Here is a 17298-nt window from a genome sequence, read left to right as displayed (position 1 = left end):
CTGTCGGGCCAAGCGGGGGGCGTCGCCCCTGTCCAGCGGGCCAAGCGCGGGGCGCCGGCGCGCGGGAACCCGCTCCGTTGCAGGCTATTCGGCGTCGCGCTCCACGAGCACGGTGACCGGTCCGTCGTTGGTCGAGGTGACGGCCATATCGGCTCCGAAGACGCCCTTGTGTGCGCCGAGGCGGGCGCAGAAGCGGTCGTAGAGCGGCTCGGCGTGCGCGCCGGGCGCGGCGGCCGACCACGAGGGGCGGGTCCCGCGGCGCACGTCGCCGTACAGGGTGAACTGGCTGACGCAGAGCACCTGCCGCCCCGCGGCGGTCACCGGCTCGTCCATCCGGCCGTCGGCGTCGTCGAACAGGCGCAGGCGCGCGACCTTGTCCGCGACCCAGTCGCACGTCGCCTCGTCGTCCGTGCGGGCCACGCCGAGCAGGATGAGCAGCCCCGGCCCGATCCGCGCGACCTCGTGGCCGTCGACCGCGACGGCGGCGTGCGTCACCCGCTGCACCAGGGCGCGCATCAGCCGACCGCCGTCACGATCGCGACGCCGAGCGTCATGATCGTCGTCGTCAGGACGATGGAGGCCGCCACCGGGCGCGGGTCCAGCCCGAAGCGGTGGGAGACGAGCATGCCGTTGAGCCCCGACGGCGCGGCCGCCTGCAGCAGGATCCCGGACGGCAGGTCGAGGAACGCGAGCGAGAGCCCCACGACGACGAGGGGCGCGGCGACGAGCCGCAGGAGCACGACCAGGCCGACGGCGGCGCCGAGCCCGCCCCCGCGGAACGCCGCGCCGTCCGCGCCGCGCTGCGCGGCGAGCTGGACGCCGACGACGAAGAAGCCGACGGGCAGCACCGCCACGACGACGTCCTGGGCGATCTCGCCCGCCCAGCGCGGCGCGTCCCACGGCAGCAGCAGGCCGGCCAGCGCCGCCCACAGCAGCGGGTTGCGCAGGAACTCGCGCAGGCGGTCGCCGGCCGCCAGCTCGGCGCGCTCCTCCGCGTCGGCACCGCTCGCCGCAGCCGCGGAGCGGTCGGTGCCGAACGCCGCGCCGACCGCGAACGCGGCCACGAAGAACATCGGTCCCGCGACCAGGCTGTCCCACGCCACCGCGGGGCCGAGCTCGTCGCCGCCGAGGACGGTGCGCACCAGGGGCAGGCCGAAGTAGCCGGTGTTGGCGACGATGACCGCCAGGATCACCGCGCCAACGGTCGGCGGCGGCAGCCGCAGCACCCGTGCGGCGACGAACCACGCCGCCGTGCCGCACAGCGCCATCGTCACGTAGCCCGCCGCCAGGCCGCTCAGGAGGGTCACGTCGACGTGGACCCGCGACACGAGCACCAGGTAGACGACCGGCAGCACCCACGTGAGCAGCAGGCTCATGGCGCCGCGCGACGCGACCTCGGCCCCGCCGTGCCAGCGCCGCTGCGCGGCGGCGCCCGCGAGCGTCGCCGCCACCATGACGACGACGAGGACGGGCAGGCTCACGTGCGGGCCGCGCGGCGCCCGTGGCGGGCGGGGACGACGTCGCGCACCATCCAGACGTGCTCGATGCCCGCCTCGGGGAACGGCTCGCCGACCGGGCGGTACCCGGCCTTCTCGTAGAGCGCCATCGCCCGGACCTGGGCGGCCAGGCGCAGCTCGTCCGCGCGGACGCCGCGGGCGTACTCCTCGGCCCGCTCGAGCAGCCGCGAGGCGATCCCGTGCCCGCGCCACTCCGGGGCGACGGCGACGCGCCCGACCTTGACCACGCGTCCCTTGCTGATCAGGCGCATCGTGCCGACGACCGTCCCGTCCGGCGTCACCGCGACGGCGTGCCGGGCGATGTCGTCGTACGCGTCGACCTCCTCCTCGCGCGGGACGCCCTGCTCGTCGCAGAAGACCCGGAAGCGCAGGGCCATCGCCGCGCGCAGCTCGGCCGAGCTGCGCACCCAGTGCAGCTCGATCGGGGTGGCGCCGGGGGTCCTGGGCTCGTGCGTCGTCTCGGTCATCGTGCGCGGTCCTCCTGGGACGTCGTCGCCTGCGGGGTCGCGGCGGCCCCGGCGTACCGCCGGAGGTCGCGTTCGAGCTCGTCCAGGCTCGCGTAGACGCCGGCGTGCACGGCGGCGACCTCGCCGCGGGCGTCGAGGATGACGGTGGACGGCGACACGCTCCCCGCCCCGTACCCGCGGGCGATCGCCGCGCCGCGGTCGAGCACGTGCGGGTAGATCGTCGGCTGCCCGTCGACGAACGCCTGGGCCTTCGCACGGTCGTCCGCCGTGTTGATCCCGAGGAACGCGATCCGGTCGCCGTGCTCGGCGGCGGCCCGGCGCAGGATCGGGAACTCCTCGCGGCACGGCGCGCAGTCCGCGTACCAGGCGTTGATCACCACGGGGTGCCCGCGCAGCGCGCGGACGTAGCGGTCGTAGCCCGCGCGGTCGAGCCCGAGCACCGTGGCGGCGCGTGAGTACACGCGCGCGAGCGCGGGCGGGGCGTCCGCGACGTCCTCGCGGGCCTGCGCGAGGCTCGGGACCGCGTCGGGCGACCGGACCTCGTTGCCGCCCTGGGCGATGCCGACGCCGAGCGCCGCGAGGACGAGCACGGCGATCACGCCGACCGCGACACGGCGGCGGGGGGAGCGCGGCACGTCCATCCCGCCCAACGATGCCACAGCCGGCGTCGCTGTCCACCGCCGGCCGCCGGTGCCGTCGCGGGGCGCGTCCGGTACGATGCGGCTGCCTGCCCGGGCGAGACCCCGCCGTCTCCCCCGTACCTGTCCGCCGGCCCGCTCGCCGCCGACCGCTCGCACCGTCGCGACCGCTCTGCCGCGGGACCTCCTGCTCCCACCGTCCCTGCCCCGTATGGCGCAACGACCGTCCGTCGTGGCCCCTGAGGTCACCTCCGTCCCCTCCCCGGCCGACATCGACCGGGTGGCCGCCTTCACGCACGAGCCGTTCGTGTGCGAGGGCGAGGACGCCGCCGACGTCCTCGCGCCGGGCACGATCCGCCGCCACGCGTTCGAGTTCGCCCTCGGCGAGCTGAACGCCGGGGCGTCGGTGCCGACGCAGAAGTGGCGCCGTCGCTGGTCGCTGCTGCTGGGCCTGGACCGCGCGCTCCACACCGAGACGCCGACGCTGGCGGACGGCACGACGCTCAACCCGCACCAGATCGACGCGCTGTCGGGCACGTACGCGGCGCTGCTGGCGGACGCGCAGCGCCGGGCCCGCGGCGGGGACACGAGCGACGGCGACGCCCTGCTCCTGTCGTTCGAGGACGAGGAGCCGACCGAGGTGGAGGAGCCGCCCCCGGCGGGCCTGCCGGCCGAGCCCGATCCCGACGAGCCGGACGAGGACGCCGAGCCGGACGAGGACCTCGACGACGAGGACCGCGACGCGGACGACGAGCCGGCGCCGAGCCTGGAGGACGAGCTCGAGGAGCTGCCCGAGTCGGAGCCCGAGCCGGAGTCCGCGTCCTACGACGACGAGGCCGAGGAGGACGTCGACGAGGACATCGACGCCGCGGCGCTGAACGACCCGAACGCGCACAAGCGCTTCTGGTTCGAGCACGCGACCGGCGCGGGCAAGACCGTCGCCGCGATGGGCTTCGTGGAGGCCTGCCGCACCGGCGGCATCCTCATCCTCACGCACCGCCGCAACCTCGTCGACCAGTTCATCGACGAGCTGCAGACGCGCGGCTACGGGGCGCGGCTGTGCAAGCCGCTCCTGGGCGACGCCGACATCGACACGGGCGGCTTCGACCCCTCGGCGGGCGGCCCGGTCACGATCGAGACGTACCAGTGGTTCGTCCGCAACGCCGGCCAGATCTCGGGCGCCTACACCGTCGTCATCTGCGACGAGGCCCACACGGCGCTCGGCGACAAGACGTCCGCCGCGATCCGCGCGTGGACCGGCCCGATCTTCATCGGCATGACGGCGACGGGCGCGCTCATCGCCCGCCACGTCACCGACCTCTTCCCCACGCAGACCTCGCGCTTCGACCTGGCGCAGGCCGCGCGGCGCGGCGTCATCGCGCCCCTGCGCTGCCTGCGGATCCCGCCCGGGCCGGGCGTGCGCACCATCGCCAAGGTGCCGCTGCGCAAGGGCGAGGTCGACATGGAGTTCGACCAGGACGAGCTGGCGAAGCTGCTCGACCACGTCCCGTTCAACCTGGCGATCGCGGACCTGTACAAGACGCGCTTCCGCAACACGCCGGGCGTCGTCTACGCCGCGGGCGTCCAGCACGCCTACAACGTCGCCGAGAGCTTCCGCGCGGTCGGGATCAAGGCGCAGGCGGTCTCGGGCGAGACGCCGAAGCGCGAGCTGGCGAAGATCCTCGCCGAGTACGAGGCCGGCGAGGTCGACGTCCTCGTCAACGCGCAGCTGCTGGCCGAGGGCTGGAACTCGCCGCGCGCGACGATCTGCATGCACCTGGCGCCCACGGCGTCCAAGCGCATCTACCAGCAGCGCGTCGGTCGCGTGACCCGCCGCCACCCCGGCAAGGAGGCGGGCGTCGTCATCGACTTCGTCCACCCGGCGACGACGAACGACGACCCGGTCGTCACGCTGCACTCGCTCCTGGACCGCGACGTCTACCGCGGCGGCGCCATCGTCGTCGGCCCCGTGCGCCGGGGCCGCGGCCGCCGGGTGAAGGTCGAGCGCCGCGTGCTGCCGGTGACCCCGGACATCGAGCGCCGGCGCCAGGTCTTCGAGCGCGAGCTGTGGCGGATCGCCGTCGAGCAGCTCGACTGGGGCGAGCAGCGGGTGTGGGCCGCGCTGTCCGGGGCCAAGGCCTCGCCGGCGAACTGGCGCCGCGCGCGGGCGATGCTCAACTTCGACCGCTCGGGCGAGCTGCGCCGGCAGTTCCTCATCACCGCCCTGGAGCGCAACCGCAACCCGCAGCTGCGGATGCGCGCGATCCAGGAGATCGCGGTCCTGCGCGAGGCCGAGCCGTTCGACACCGCGATCGACCACGTCGGCCAGTGGCCGCGCGACGAGCGCCGCGAGGCCTCGCGCGTGCTGCTGCAGGCGATGGCGGACCGGCGCATCGGCCGTCGCGACCAGGCGACGGCGTGGATCTGGCGCCTCGCCGAGTACACGCGGGACCTGCACGAGGAGTACGCCGCCCAGCGCTGGCCGGCGACGAAGCACCTGCTCGGGCTGCTCGTCAACTCGTCGGGCGCCGCGCACGCCCGCAACGCGCGGCGCCTCGTCCACGGCGCGCGCCAGCACGATCGCCGCCTGCAGGCCGCCCTGCTCGCCGCGGCCGTGGCGCACACGCCCGAGGCCGAGGAGGTGCTGCGCGAGGCGCGCACCCGCCTGGCCCGCAAGCCCGGCGCGCTCAGCCGCGACCTGCTGAAGGACTTCCCGTCCGGCAAGCGCCGGAAGAAGCGCTCGCGCAAGAAGAAGGGCGGCGCGCAGGAGGGGCAGGCCCCCGAGACCGTCGCCGCCGAGGGGACCGCCGTCGAGGGCGCCGAGGCCGAGGGCGGCGTCGCCGTCGCCGTCGCCCCCGAAGGTGGCGAGGGCGCGGCCGCGCAGGGCGGCGGGTCCGGCCGCAGCCGCTCGCGACGGTCCCGCTCGCGCTCCCGCAGCCGCCGCCGCGCGGCCGCCCAGGCCGAGGCCGCCGCGCAGGCGACGACCGAGGGCGAGGGCAGCGGCACGGTCGTCGTCAGCGTGCCCGTGGGCGAGGACGAGCCCCGCCCCGCGGCGGCGCAGCCCGACGCGCCGGCCGAGCCCGCCGACGACGCCCCGCGCCCCGCGCGCCGTCGCCGCGGCGCGGCCGCGGCTGCGCCGGACGGCCCGACGGCGGCGGACGCGCCGGGCGAGGCGTCCGACGCGGGCGCCCCGGCGCCGGACGTCGCCGCCGAGGCCCCCGCGGAGGACGCGCCCGCCACGCCGACCCGCCGGCGCGCCACCCGGAAGGTCGCCGCGTCGGCGGACGCCGACGCCGGGGCGGACACCGCGCCGGCCCCGGCCGCGGAGGACGCGCCCGCCACGCCGGCCCGCCGTCGCACCACCCGGAAGGTCGCCGCCGCCGAGCCGGCGTCGACGGACGCCGTCGCGGCCGAGGCCGCGGAGGAGGCGCCCAAGCCGCCCACGCGCCGCCGGACCGCGAAGAAGCCCGCCGACGCCGGGGTCCCCGCGGACGCCGGGGCGGACGCCGCGCAGGCGCCGGCCGCGGAGGAGGCGCCGAAGCCGCCCACGCGCCGCCGCGCCGCCAAGAAGGCCGACGACGTGGCCGTCGACGCCGCCTCCGCGGAGGCCGCCGTCCAGGCCCCGACGACGGAGGAGGCGCCGAAGACGCCGGCCCGCCGCCGCACGACGAAGAAGGCCGCCGCGACCCCGGAGGCCGACGCCGCCGCGGGCCCGGCCGCCGACGCGGCGCCGAAGACGCCCACGCGCCGCCGCACGACGACGAAGGCCGCCGACGCCGAGGCTCCGGCAGCCGAGGAGGCGCCGAAGACGCCGGCCCGCCGCCGCACGACGAAGAAGGCCGCCGACGCCGAGGCTCCCGCAGCGGAGGAGGCGCCGAAGCCCGCCCGCCGCCGCACGACCACGAAGGCCGAGGCCGCCGATGCCGCGACGGACGAGGCGCCGAAGACGCCCGCGCGCCGCCGGACGACGAAGCAGGCCGCGGACGCGCCCGCCGCGGACGACGCGCCGAAGACGCCCACGCGCCGCCGGACGACGAAGCAGGCCGCGGACGCGCCGGCCTCCGCCGAGGAGGCGCCGAAGACGCCGGCCCGCCGCCGCACGACGAAGGCGGCCGCCGCCGACGCCCCGGCCGACGAGGCGCCCAAGGCGCCCGCGCGGCGCCGGACCGCGAAGCCGGCCGACGCCGCCGACGGGGCGCCGAAGGCCCCCGCCCGCCGCCGGACGGCCACGAAGGCCGCACAGACGTCCCCCGCCGCGACGGCCGACGACCCGGTCGAGGCCGCCGCGACGACCGCCAAGCGGACGGCGCGCAAGGCCGCCGGCACCGCGGCGAAGGCCGCGAGCGCCGCGGCGAAGGGCACGAGCACGGCCGCCAAGCGGACCACCGCGGCGGCGAAGCGGGCGGCGGCCGCGGCGACCCCGCCGGCCTCCGACCCCGACGACGGAGAGAGCGCATGAGCACCACGTCCCGCGAGATCCACCTGGCCGAGCGTCCGGTCGGCACCCCCACCCCGGACACGTTCCGGCTGGTCGAGACCGAGCTGCCCGACCCCGGCGAGGGCCAGATCCTCGTCCGCAACCGCTGGATGAGCGTCGACCCGGCGATGCGCGGCCGCATGGACGACCGCCCGTCGTACGTGGCGCCCTTCGAGGTCGGCGCCGCGCTCGAGGGCGGGGCCGTCGGCGAGGTCGTGATGTCGAACGCGTCCTCCCACGCGCCCGGCGACCTGGTGCTGCACGGCGCGGGCTGGCGCGACTACGCGCTGCTGCCGGCCAAGCGCGCGGCCCACGTCGACCCGGCCGCCGGGCCGGCGCAGGCGTTCCTGGGCATCCTGGGGATGCCGGGCCTGACGGCCTACTCGGGCCTCGTCCGCTCCGGCAGCATCCGCGAGGGCGACGTCGTCTTCGTCTCGGCCGCCGCGGGCGCCGTGGGCTCCGCCGTCGGCCAGATGGCCCGCAAGCTCGGCGCCTCGCGCGTCATCGGCTCGGCCGGCGGCCCCGAGAAGGTGCGCCACGTCGTCGAGGACCTCGGCTTCGACGCGTGCATCGACTACAAGGCCGGGTCGGTCCGCCGGCAGCTCAAGGAGCACGCGCCCGACGGCGTCGACCTGTACTTCGACAACGTCGGCGGCGACCACCTCGAGGCCGCGATCGGCGCGCTGCGCCTGCACGGCCGCATCGTGATCTGCGGGATGATCTCCCAGTACAACGCGACGGAGCCGCCCGCCGGCCCGCGCAACCTCGTGCGCCTGATCCAGACGCGCGGCACGATCCAGGGCCTGCTGGTCCTGGACCACTACGACCTGCGCGACGAGTTCGTCGAGCGGGTCGGCGGCTGGCTCCGCGCCGGCGAGCTGCGCTACGAGGAGACGGTCGTCGACGGCCTGGAGAACGCGCCGCAGGCGTTCCTGGACCTGATGGCCGGCCGCAACCGCGGCAAGATGCTCGTCCGCCTGGGCTGAGCCGCGGCGGGCGACGCGGGGACGCTCAGGCGTCCCCGTCCGTGCCGCCGCCCTGCCCCGCGACGAGCCCGCAGCGCACGAAGTCGACGCACAGGTCGGCCAGCGCCGCCGGCTTCAGCCGCCCGCCGGGCCGGTACCAGCGGTAGACGCCCGTCAGGACCGAGAACACGATCTGGCTGAGCACGCGGGGCTCCTCGTCCCGGGCGATCTGGCCGCGCTCCTGCGCCTGCGCGATGACGCCCGCGACGTACTGGTCGTGCCGGCGTCGGCGCGGCTGCAGCTCCTTGCAGCGCTCGGCGCTCAGCTGGTCGTAGTCGTGGTGGTAGACCGCCACGCGCGCCAGGTTGGCGGTGCTGAAGAGCACGTGGCTGCGGACGTACGCGTCGAGCAGCTCGAGCGGGGCGAGCTCGTCCTCCTGCGCCTGGACCTCGGCGAGGAACGCGTCGAGGTCGTCGTGGACGTCCTCGCACAGCCAGACGAGGAGGTCCTCCTTCGTCTTGATGTAGTGGTACAGGCTGCCCTTCAGGATGCCGAGCTCGTCGGCGACGTCCTGCACGGACGCCTCCGGGTACGTCTTCTCGTGGAAGACCTTCGTGGCCGCCGCGAGCACCTCAGCGTCCCGCCGCCGCACGCCGCGGGCCGGGGTCGAGGTGCCGGAGCGGGCGCCACGGGCGCTGCGCGGGACGGGACTCATACGTCGATTCTGGCAGTACGGCGCACGCGGACGCCAGGCGTCCCGTTGCCCGCGGCGAATACACCGTTCTGCAGGCCGTTCTCGACCCGTGGGCGGCGCCGCCCGCGCGGTGCGCCAGAATGGGTCGCTACGCCCCGGCGAACGCCGCTCCGCCCGTCCCCCGGCCCGGCCGCAGCGGGCCGCGGGACCGCGTCGGCCGCCGACGGCCCCACGCCCGGAGGATCCCCATGAGCGCCGCGCAACGCGTCACCTTCAGCCGCAACCACACGCTCTCGCTCTCGCGGACGTGCAGCGCCGTGTGCAAGTACTGCGCGTTCTCGACCCGCAAGTTCCACCTGCACACCCCGCAGGAGGTCGAGCGCGAGCTGGACGAGGCGGTCAAGCGGCGGGCGAAGGAGCTGCTGATCCTGACGGGCGAGGAGCCCGACAGCCACCCCGAGGTGCGCCGGCAGCTGGAGGCCTGGGGGTTCGCGGACTTCGTCGCCTACGTCGTGTGGGCCGGCGAGCGGGCGCTCGAGCGCGGGCTGCTGCCGCACACGAACCTGGGCGCCGTGTCGAAGGACGACCTGGCGCGGCTGCGGCGGATCGCGGCCTCGCAGGGCGTCATGCTCGAGTCGATCTCGCCCCGACTCATGGAGACGGTCCACGCGGGCTCGCCGTCGAAGCACCCCGACCGCCGCATGGCCACGATCCGCGCGGCGGGCGAGCTGAAGATCCCGTTCACCACGGGCATCCTCGTCGGCATCGGCGAGACGCGGCAGGAGCGCCTGGACTCGCTCGCCGCCCTGGCGGAGGCGCACGCCGAGTTCGGCCACCTGCAGGAGATCATCCTGCAGAACTTCGTCCCCCACCAGCGGTACTACGGGCAGGACGTCGGCGCGATCGCCGACGAGGCCGCGCGCGACTACTGGCGCACCGGCATCGCGGACGGGCGCCCGCAGCTGGACCTGCCGTCGTGGGCGACGCCCGTGACCGTGGAGGAGATGGAGGAGCTCGTCCACGAGACGCGGCGCCTGATGCCCGACGTCGGCATCCAGATCCCGCCGAACCTGGCGGACTGGTGGCCGCGCCTGGTCGCCGCCGGCGCGACCGACCTGGGCGGGCTGTCGGCCAACGGCGACCACATCTCGCCCGAGCACCCCTTCCCGTCGCCGAACCAGGTGCGCGAGGGCCTCAAGGGCCAGGGCGCCGCGCTGTCCGAGCGCCTGTGCGTCTACGGCAAGTACATCGACCAGACGTGGCTCGACCAGGCCGTGCTCGACACGATCACCGTCAAGTACTGGACGTTCATCCCGCGCGGCACGTCGGGCCGCTCCGAGGCGCCCTTCGTCGTCGACCGCGGCCTCGTCGCCCCCGCGCTGGAGAAGGCCCGCGACGGCGCGCCGCTGTCCGAGCAGGAGCTGACGGCGCTGCTGGTCGAGCGCGACCCGTCGGCGGTCGAGGAGATCCGCATCGCCGCGGACGAGCTGCGGCGCGAGCTGGCCGGCGAGACGGTGACGTTCGTCGTCAACCGCAACATCAACATCTCGAACGTCTGCACCGTCGGCTGCGCGTTCTGCGGCTTCGGCCAGTCCAAGCGCTCGCCCGACGCCTACACGATCACCCCCGAGGACTTCGACGCCCGGGTGCGCGAGGCCGTCGAGTACGGGGCGAGCGAGCTGTGCATCCAGTCCGGCATCCACCCCGACTGGACGCTCGAGGACTACGAGACGTGGCTGCGCCGGGCGAAGGACGCGGGCCGCCGGTACGGCGCCGACCTGCACCTGCACGCGTACTCGCCGATGGAGATCGACCACATGGCCGAGATCTCCGGCGTGCCGCTGCACGAGCTGTTCCCCCGCCTGCGCGAGGCCGGGCTGGGCTCGACCCCCGGCACCGCCGCCGAGGTGCTCGTCGACGGCATGCGCCAGCGGATCTCGCCGAACAAGCTGCCCGTCGACCGCTGGGTCGCGGTGATCAAGGCCGCGCACGCCGCCGGGGTGCCGTCGACGTCGACGGTGATGTTCGGCCACATCGAGGAGCCGTGGGAGCTGGCCCAGCACCTGCGCCTCGTGCGCCGGGTGCAGGAGGAGTCGGGGGGCATCACCGAGTTCGTCCCGCTGTCCTTCGTCCCGTTCCAGACGCGTCTGGGCCGCACGCACGGGGTCGAGGAGATCTCGCCCGAGGACAACCTGCGGCACACCGCCGTCTTCCGCCTGGCGCTCGGGCGGACGATCCGCAACGTGCAGGCGTCGTGGGTGAAGATGGGCCTGGACGCCGCCACCGAGGCGCTGCGCTGGGGCGTCAACGACCTGGGCGGGACCCTGATGGAGGAGAACATCAGCCGCCTGGCGGGCGCCCAGCACGGCACGGTCCTGGACCCGCCGCAGCTCATCGCCGCCGCGCACCGCGCGGGCCGGCCGGCGGCGGAGCGCTCGACGCTCTACGCCATCCGCCGCGAGCACCCGCTGCCCGCCGCCGGGCTGGTGCCGGTCGCCTGAGCCGATGGGCGCACCCGCGTCGCTGCCGGCCCGCGCGGCCGGCCTGGCCCGGCCCGCGGCGGCCCGCCTGCCGCTGCCGGGCGCCGGCGCGCGCCGGCGGGCGCGGGCCGTCGTCACCGCGGCGCGGGCGCTGCTGGACGAGGGCCACGTCGTCGGCTCGGTCGGCAACGTCAGCGCCCGGGTCGGCCGCGAGCTGCGGATCACGCCCACCCGCGCGGCGTACGAGCGGATGCGGCCGCGCGACCTGGTCCGCGTGGACCTGGCGACGGGCGCCGTCCGCGGCGCCGGGGTGCCGTCGCGCGAGCTTCCCCTGCACCTGGCGCTGTACCGCGCGCGGCCGGACGTCGGCGCGGTCGTGCACACCCACAGCGTGGCGGCGACGGCGTGGAGCTTCCTCGGCGAGGCGCTCGCGCCCGAGCTGGAGGACCTGGGCTACTACGACGTGGGCGCCGTCGCGACCGCGCCGGCCGCCCCGGCCGGCAGCGCCGAGCTGGCCCGCGGCGCGGTGGCGGCGCTCGGCGGCGGCGGCGCGGTGCTGCTCGGCGGCCACGGCGTGCTGACCGTCGGCCGCACGCCCGAGGACGCCGTCGTCGTGGCCCGGGTCGTCGAGCGGCAGGCGCGCGTGGCGTGGCTGCTGCGCGGCGCCGACCCGCGCCTCGTCGGCTAGGCGCGCGCCGCGAGCGGGGTCCCGGCGCGCGCGTCCCCGACGGGACCGGCCGCGGCCGCCGTCCGCGGACGGGGCGGCCGGTGCACCGCCACGCTCAGCGCCGCCGCCAGCGCGACGACCGCCGCGCCGGCCAGGGCGTCGAGCGCGAAGTGGTTGCCCGTCGCCATCACGGTCACCGCCACGACCGGTCCCCAGGCGAGGGCCAGCAGCCGCAGCCAGCCGCGCCGCGTCAGGGCCGCGAGCGCGGCGCCGACCGCCAGCGCGAAGGCCACGTGCAGGCTCGGGACCGCGGCGAACGGGTTGAGCACGACGGTGGCGACCGGCGACGTCATCGCGGACGAGCCGCTCGCGGTGATCGTGTCGGCCACGCCCACGTCCGCCAGGCGCGGCGGGGCGACCGGCAGCGCGGCGTCGACCGGCGTCGCCAGCAGCCACGACAGCAGGAGAGTGTCGCGCAGGCGGCGGAAGACCAGCCGCGACCGCCAGGCCGTGACGGCCAGCGCGAGCGGCGCGACCACGAACTGCGCGGCCAGGTACACGCGGCCGAGCAGCCAGACCAGGGCCGGCGCGTCCAACGCCCGCTGCAGGGGCGCCTCCACGTCCAGCCCCACGGCCGCCTCGGCGGCGGCGATGCTCCGGGCGTGGGCGAGGGCGGCGCCCGGGTCGTCGCCGACGACGTGGGCCAGCGCGTAGGCCAGGTAGGCGGTCGCCAGCACGAGGACGGTCGTCCGCGCGCTCCAGCGGCCGTCCAGGCGCCGGCGCAGCCGGTCCGCGCGGGCCCGGGCGGCGTCCGCGACCGGCCGTGGGCGCCGGGCCGGGGCCGACGTCCCCGGCCGGGCGTCGCGGCGCGGCAGGGTCCCCGCGCGCGTGGGCGCGATCACCGGCACGGCTCGCGCACCGTCAGCACGGGGACGGGGCTGTGGCGCTGCAGCCACGCGCTGCAGTGGCCGGCGGCCGCGACGGGCCACGGCGCGGGCGCCTCCACGACCAGCACGTCGTGGACGCCCTCGTCCAGCGCGCGCAGCACCTGCGTGCCCGGGCGCTCGCACGCCTGCAGGCAGCGCGTGCGGACCGACAGGTCGTGCGGCAGCGCGTCGCGGATCGCCGCCAGCAGCCCCTCGTGGTGGCGGCACGACGCCTCGCGCTCCGCCGCGGCGTCCAGCCCCGTCCCGGCCCCCGCCCACCACGGCGGCGACGTGTCCGTGACGGTGGCCAGGGTCAGGCAGCCCCGGTCGCGGGCCGCCAGCTCGACGGCCAGGTCGAGGGCGCGACGCCCGGACGGGCTGTCCGTGAGGACGAGCAGCGGCTGGCGGAACACGGCGGCGCGGGATCAGGGACGGACGCGGCCCTCGTCGCGCGGCAGCGGGATCGTCAGCACCGGCGCGGCGGCGTGCGCCGCGACCATGTGCGACACCGAGCCGGCCAGCGCCGAGCGCACGCCGGTCAGCCCGCGGGTGCCCATGACGATCATGCGCGGCGCCAGCTCGTCGGCCCGCGCGACGATGGTCTGCCACGCCGGCCCGCGGTCCTGGCGCGCGCCGCCGGTCACCGCGAACCCCGCGGCGCATGCCCGCTCCATCCCGCGCTCCGCGACCTCCTGCGCGTAGGCCTGCTCGCGCTCGAGCATCTCGCGGCTCTCGTCGTACGCGACGGCGTAGACGGCCGAGCGGACGGCGGCGCTCGTCACCGGCTCCCAGGCGTGGACGAGCTCGGCCGGCCCCCCGCCGAGCAGCTCGCCGGCCACGTCGATGGCGTGGTCGGCGTTCTTCGAGCCGTCGTAAGCGATGAGGACGGGGGCGGTCATGGCGTGCTCCTGGAAGCGAGGGGGGTGCCGGCGGCGGAATCGACGTTCCGCCTGCGGCCCTCTACGATAGCGGAATGAGCGTTCCGAGTCACCCCCTCGCCGCCGACGAGGCCGCGGCCTGGGCCTCGCTCGACGCCGCGGGCAAGCGCCGGCGCACGCTCGAGGTCGCGAGCGCCCTGTTCGCCCGCGAGGGCGTCGACTTCCCGATGCCCGCCCTCGCGGACGCGCTGGGGGTGGGCGTCGGCTCGATCTACCGCCAGGTCGGGAAGAAGGACGACATCGTCGCCGCGCTCGTGGTCGAGCGGATCGAGCAGGCCCGCGAGCGCTTCCTCGCCGCCGCCCAGCTCGAGGACCCGTGGGAGGCGCTGACGAGCGGGCTGCTGACCTCGATCCGGGCCGGGTGCCAGGACCGCATCGCGCGCGACGCGTGGGTGCTCGTGCCCCGCCCCGAGGTGGAGGAGGCCCGCGCCGCCGCGCGCGAGGTGCTGCACGGCCTGTTCGCCCGGGCGCAGGCGGCGGGGCGCCTGCGCCCCGACGCCAGCGTCGACGACCTGCGCTACCTGCTGCTGGCGGTGCAGAACGTCGCGGACGAGGACGGCGACGCCGCCGTCCGGCTGACCGAGCTCGTGCTCGCCGGGATGACCGCCTAGCCGCGGGCGCCGCTACCGTCGGCGGGTGCCCGCCGCGCCCGACCTCGTCCCCGACCGCCTCGAGATCGCGGGCGAGACGCTCGACGTCCTGCGCCCCCGCGACCCCGAGGCGCTGCTGGACGAGGAGGCGTTCGCCCACGAGGAGTACCTGCCGTACTGGGCCGAGCTGTGGCCGAGCGCCCCGGTGCTGGCGCGGCGCCTGGCCGAGCGCGACGACCTGCGCGGCCTGCGGATCCTGGAGCTGGGGTGCGGCCTGGCGCTGCCGAGCCTCTTCGCGGCCCGCCGCGGCGCCGACGTCGTGGCGACGGACTGGGCCCCGGACGCCCTCGAGCTGCTGGCGGCCAACGCGGCCCGCAACGCCGTGACGGTGCGGGCGCGGCGCCTGGACTGGTTCGCCGACGCGCCCGAGCCCGACGGACCGTGGCCCCTCGTCATCGCGGCGGACGTGCTCTACGAGGCCCGCAACGCCGCGCCGCTCCTGCGCGCGCTGGAGCGCACCGTGGCCCCCGGCGGCGAGGCGTGGGTGGCCGATCCGGGGCGCCGGCCCGCCGAGGGCTTCTGGGCCCTGGCCCGCGAGGCCTGGCACGTCGACGCGCCGCCGCGCCGCGACGGCGAGCGGTCCACCGTGCACGTGCTGCGCCGCCGGGACTGACCCGCGTCGGGACGGAGGCGCGTCGGGACGGGCGGGCCGCCGCCGGCGTGGGGCCCGCCGCGACCCGGCCGCGGGCCGTCAGCCGTGGACGTGCACGCGCTCGCCCTGCGGCCCGAAGATCGCGATCGTCTCGACCGGGCCGTCGACGGCGCCGAACCAGTGCGGGGTGAGCGTCGAGAACTCGACGGCCTCGCCCGGCTCGACCACGAGCTCGTCGTCGCCCAGGACCAGCCGCATCCGCCCGGACAGGACGTACAGCCACTCGTGCCCCTCGTGGACGGGCAGCGGATCCGGCGGCGCGTGCCGCTCCGGGTGGACGACGATCTTGTACGCCTGCAGGCCGGCCGCGGGGCCCCGCCGCGTGAGCGGCCACATCGTCATCCCGTTCCGGCGCACGGGCTCGCTGCGCACCCGCGGGTCGGCGCGCGGGGCGCTGCCGAGCAGGTCGTCGGCGGTCACCCCGAGGGCCGCCGCCAGGCCCGGGATGTGGTCGAGCGCCAGGCGTCGCTTGCCCGCCTCGAGCCGGGAGAGCGTGGAGACGTCGATGCTCGCGCGCTCGGCGACCTGGGCGAGGGTCATGCCGCGCTCGGCGCGCAGCTCGCGGAGCCGGCGCCGCACGCGTTCGTCGATCGACTCCTTTGCCGTCATGGCAAATCAGCTTGGCAGACGACGGGACGCGTGTCACGGTCGTTGACATGGACAACGACTTCGACTGCATCGTCGTGGGCGGCGGCGCCGCCGGCCTGAGCGCCGCGCTCGTGCTGGGCCGCGCACGCAAGCGCACCCTCGTGGTGGACGCCGGACGGCAGAGCAACCGCGTGGCGCACGGCATCGGCGGCCTGCTCGGCCACGACGGCCGGCCGCCCGCAGGGCTGTACGCCGCGGGCCGCGAGGAGCTCGCGAGGTACCCCGCGGTCACGCTCCGCGCCGGCGAGGTCGTCGACGGCGAGCGCCGGGACGGCCGCTTCCGCCTGACGCTGGCCGACGGCGCCCGGGTCGCCGGCCGCCGCGTGCTGCTCGCGACGGGCATGGACTACGCCGTCCCCGACCTGCCGGGCGCGGCCGAGCGCTGGGGCGGCGCGGTGTTCCACTGCCCGTTCTGCCACGGCTGGGAGGTGCGCGACCGGCCGCTCGCGGTCCTCGAACGGGGTCCGCACGCGGCCACCCGCGCGCTGCTGCTCCGCGGCTGGAGCTCCGACGTGGCGCTCCTGACCGACGGTCCCGCCGACGTGACGGCCGAGGACGCCGCCCGGCTCGCCGCCGCCGGCGTGGCGGTGGACGAGCGCCCCGTCGCGGCGCTCGAGGGGCACGGGACGGCGCTCGCGGCCGTGCGCTTCGCCGACGGCTCGGCGCGCCCCTGCGAGGGGCTCATGGTGGGCGCGCGCCTCTCGCCGCGGTCCGATCTGGCGGTGCGGCTGGGCGCCGAGCTCGCCGAGCCGACGCCGATGGCCACCGGGGCCGTGCGGACCGCCGCCGGCGGCGCGACGAGCGTGCCCGGCCTGTTCGCGGCCGGCGACGGCGGGGGCGACATGCCGACCGTGGCGGTGGCGATCGCGGCGGGGTCGCTCGCCGCCGCCTCGGTCGTCCACGACCTGCTGCCCGAGGACCACCCGGTGCCGGCCGAGGTCGCCCGATGACCGGTCCGACGCCCGCGGGCTCGCCGGCGCGCTTCTGGGACGACTTCTACGCCGCGCGGGACGAGGTCTGGAGCGGCCGCGCCAACGCGCTGCTCGTCGAGGAGGCCGCCGACCTGACGCCCGGGTGGGCGCTCGACGTGGGCTGCGGCGAGGGCGGCGACGCCCTGTGGCTGGCGGCGCGCGGCTGGCGGGTGACGGCGGTCGACGTGGCGCAGGCGGCGCTCGACCGCGGGGCCCGGCGGGCCGCCGAGGAGGGCCTCGCCGACAGCGTGGTCTGGGAGCGCCACGACCTGGGCGCGTCGTTCCCGGCCGGGACCTACGACCTGGTGAGCGCCTGCTACCTGCACTCCCCCGTCGCGCTCGACCGTCGGCGGGCGCTGCGCGCGGCCGTCGCGGCGGTCGCCCCGGGCGGCTCCGTCGTCGTGGTCAGCCACGCGCCGACGCCGGACGCCCCGCACGCCGGGCTCGCGCTGCCGACGGCGGAGGAGGTCCTCGCGGACCTGGGCCTGCCCGCCGCCGGCTGGACCGTCGAGCGCTGCGCGACCGTCGAGCGGACGGTCACCGCCCGCGACGGCCGGCGCGTCACGCGCCCCGACACGGTCGTCCGGGCCCGCCGCGAGGCCTGATCC

General features: G+C 77.1%; 17 protein-coding genes. 8 read left to right on the top strand and 9 right to left on the bottom strand.

The genetic code is table 11. The annotated features are described in order from the left end of the window. Positions 1 to 84: 84 nt before the first annotated feature. The 4 genes from dtd to J3P29_RS02530 are packed head-to-tail and all read right to left on the bottom strand — an operon-like array spanning position 85 to position 2625. A complete protein-coding gene (dtd, locus tag J3P29_RS02545) occupies positions 85 to 516 on the bottom strand; it encodes a D-aminoacyl-tRNA deacylase (protein WP_210491461.1) in 432 nt (143 codons plus the stop codon). After that, positions 516 to 1481 carry an AEC family transporter gene (locus tag J3P29_RS02540; protein WP_210491460.1) on the bottom strand — a complete coding sequence of 322 codons (966 nt, stop codon included), beginning with the start codon at positions 1479 to 1481 and terminating at the stop codon, positions 516 to 518. Before J3P29_RS02540 ends, dtd begins: the two co-directional genes overlap by 1 nt. After that, positions 1478 to 1984: a GNAT family N-acetyltransferase gene (locus J3P29_RS02535; RefSeq protein ID WP_210491459.1), complete on the bottom strand. Its 507-nt coding sequence runs from the start codon at positions 1982 to 1984 to the stop codon at positions 1478 to 1480. The genes J3P29_RS02540 and J3P29_RS02535 overlap by 4 nt, the downstream gene beginning before the upstream one ends. Continuing rightward, a complete protein-coding gene (locus tag J3P29_RS02530) occupies positions 1981 to 2625 on the bottom strand; it encodes a TlpA disulfide reductase family protein (protein ID WP_210491458.1) in 645 nt (214 codons plus the stop codon). The genes J3P29_RS02535 and J3P29_RS02530 overlap by 4 nt, the downstream gene beginning before the upstream one ends. A gap of 229 nt (positions 2626 to 2854) precedes the next feature. Between J3P29_RS02530 and J3P29_RS02525 the strand changes: the two genes are divergently transcribed. Continuing rightward, positions 2855 to 7081 (top strand): DEAD/DEAH box helicase family protein, encoded by a 4227-nt coding sequence (locus J3P29_RS02525; RefSeq protein ID WP_210491457.1) that lies wholly within the window; start codon positions 2855 to 2857, stop codon positions 7079 to 7081. Continuing rightward, on the top strand, positions 7078 to 8085 hold the full coding sequence (locus tag J3P29_RS02520; RefSeq protein WP_210491456.1) for an NADP-dependent oxidoreductase: 1008 nt from the start codon (positions 7078 to 7080) through the stop codon (positions 8083 to 8085). The genes J3P29_RS02525 and J3P29_RS02520 overlap by 4 nt, the downstream gene beginning before the upstream one ends. Before the next feature lie 25 nt (positions 8086 to 8110). On the opposite strand, the gene J3P29_RS02515 is transcribed toward J3P29_RS02520, so the two are convergent. After that, positions 8111 to 8779, bottom strand: a complete 669-nt coding sequence (locus tag J3P29_RS02515; RefSeq protein WP_210491455.1) for a TetR/AcrR family transcriptional regulator — start codon at positions 8777 to 8779, stop codon at positions 8111 to 8113. 227 nt (positions 8780 to 9006) lie between these two features. On the opposite strand from J3P29_RS02515, the gene cofH reads away from it, so the two are divergent. Together cofH and J3P29_RS02505 are read left to right on the top strand one after the other, a co-directional pair. Then, positions 9007 to 11259, top strand: a complete 2253-nt coding sequence (cofH, locus tag J3P29_RS02510) for a 5-amino-6-(D-ribitylamino)uracil--L-tyrosine 4-hydroxyphenyl transferase CofH (protein WP_210491453.1) — start codon at positions 9007 to 9009, stop codon at positions 11257 to 11259. A gap of 4 nt (positions 11260 to 11263) precedes the next feature. Then, entirely contained in the window at positions 11264 to 11926 is a 663-nt protein-coding gene (locus J3P29_RS02505; RefSeq protein ID WP_210491452.1) for a class II aldolase/adducin family protein, read from the top strand. Here J3P29_RS02505 and J3P29_RS19605 read toward each other — a convergent pair. The 3 genes from J3P29_RS19605 to J3P29_RS02490 are packed head-to-tail and all read right to left on the bottom strand — an operon-like array spanning position 11923 to position 13730. Continuing rightward, positions 11923 to 12813 (bottom strand): phosphatase PAP2 family protein, encoded by an 891-nt coding sequence (locus tag J3P29_RS19605; RefSeq protein ID WP_210491451.1) that lies wholly within the window; start codon positions 12811 to 12813, stop codon positions 11923 to 11925. The two genes, J3P29_RS02505 and J3P29_RS19605, sit on opposite strands and share 4 nt — an antisense overlap. Further along, entirely contained in the window at positions 12804 to 13244 is a 441-nt protein-coding gene (locus J3P29_RS02495) for a universal stress protein (RefSeq protein WP_210491449.1), read from the bottom strand. The genes J3P29_RS19605 and J3P29_RS02495 overlap by 10 nt, the downstream gene beginning before the upstream one ends. A gap of 12 nt (positions 13245 to 13256) precedes the next feature. Further along, a complete protein-coding gene (locus J3P29_RS02490) occupies positions 13257 to 13730 on the bottom strand; it encodes a universal stress protein (RefSeq protein ID WP_210491448.1) in 474 nt (157 codons plus the stop codon). 74 nt (positions 13731 to 13804) lie between these two features. On the opposite strand from J3P29_RS02490, the gene J3P29_RS02485 reads away from it, so the two are divergent. Then, complete coding sequence (locus J3P29_RS02485; RefSeq protein WP_210491446.1) at positions 13805 to 14380, top strand: TetR/AcrR family transcriptional regulator; 576 nt, start codon at positions 13805 to 13807, stop codon at positions 14378 to 14380. A gap of 25 nt (positions 14381 to 14405) precedes the next feature. Beyond that, the gene (locus J3P29_RS02480; RefSeq protein ID WP_210491445.1) at positions 14406 to 15032 is read left to right on the top strand and encodes a methyltransferase domain-containing protein; all 627 of its coding nucleotides are present in this window, start codon (positions 14406 to 14408) and stop codon (positions 15030 to 15032) included. Positions 15033 to 15110: 78 nt separating this feature from the next. On the opposite strand, the gene J3P29_RS02475 is transcribed toward J3P29_RS02480, so the two are convergent. Further along, a complete protein-coding gene (locus tag J3P29_RS02475) occupies positions 15111 to 15680 on the bottom strand; it encodes an XRE family transcriptional regulator (RefSeq protein ID WP_210491444.1) in 570 nt (189 codons plus the stop codon). 47 nt (positions 15681 to 15727) lie between these two features. Between J3P29_RS02475 and J3P29_RS02470 the strand changes: the two genes are divergently transcribed. Next, positions 15728 to 16669 carry an NAD(P)/FAD-dependent oxidoreductase gene (locus J3P29_RS02470; protein ID WP_210491443.1) on the top strand — a complete coding sequence of 314 codons (942 nt, stop codon included), beginning with the start codon at positions 15728 to 15730 and terminating at the stop codon, positions 16667 to 16669. Beyond that, positions 16666 to 17295 (top strand): methyltransferase domain-containing protein, encoded by a 630-nt coding sequence (locus J3P29_RS02465; RefSeq protein ID WP_210491441.1) that lies wholly within the window; start codon positions 16666 to 16668, stop codon positions 17293 to 17295. Before J3P29_RS02470 ends, J3P29_RS02465 begins: the two co-directional genes overlap by 4 nt. Positions 17296 to 17298 lie beyond the last annotated feature (3 nt).

Source organism: Patulibacter sp. SYSU D01012 (assembly GCF_017916475.1).
Lineage (GTDB): Bacteria > Actinomycetota > Thermoleophilia > Solirubrobacterales > Solirubrobacteraceae > Patulibacter.
The sequence above is the reverse complement of the archived record's forward strand: the minus strand, read 5'-3'. Positions and strand labels throughout refer to the sequence as shown.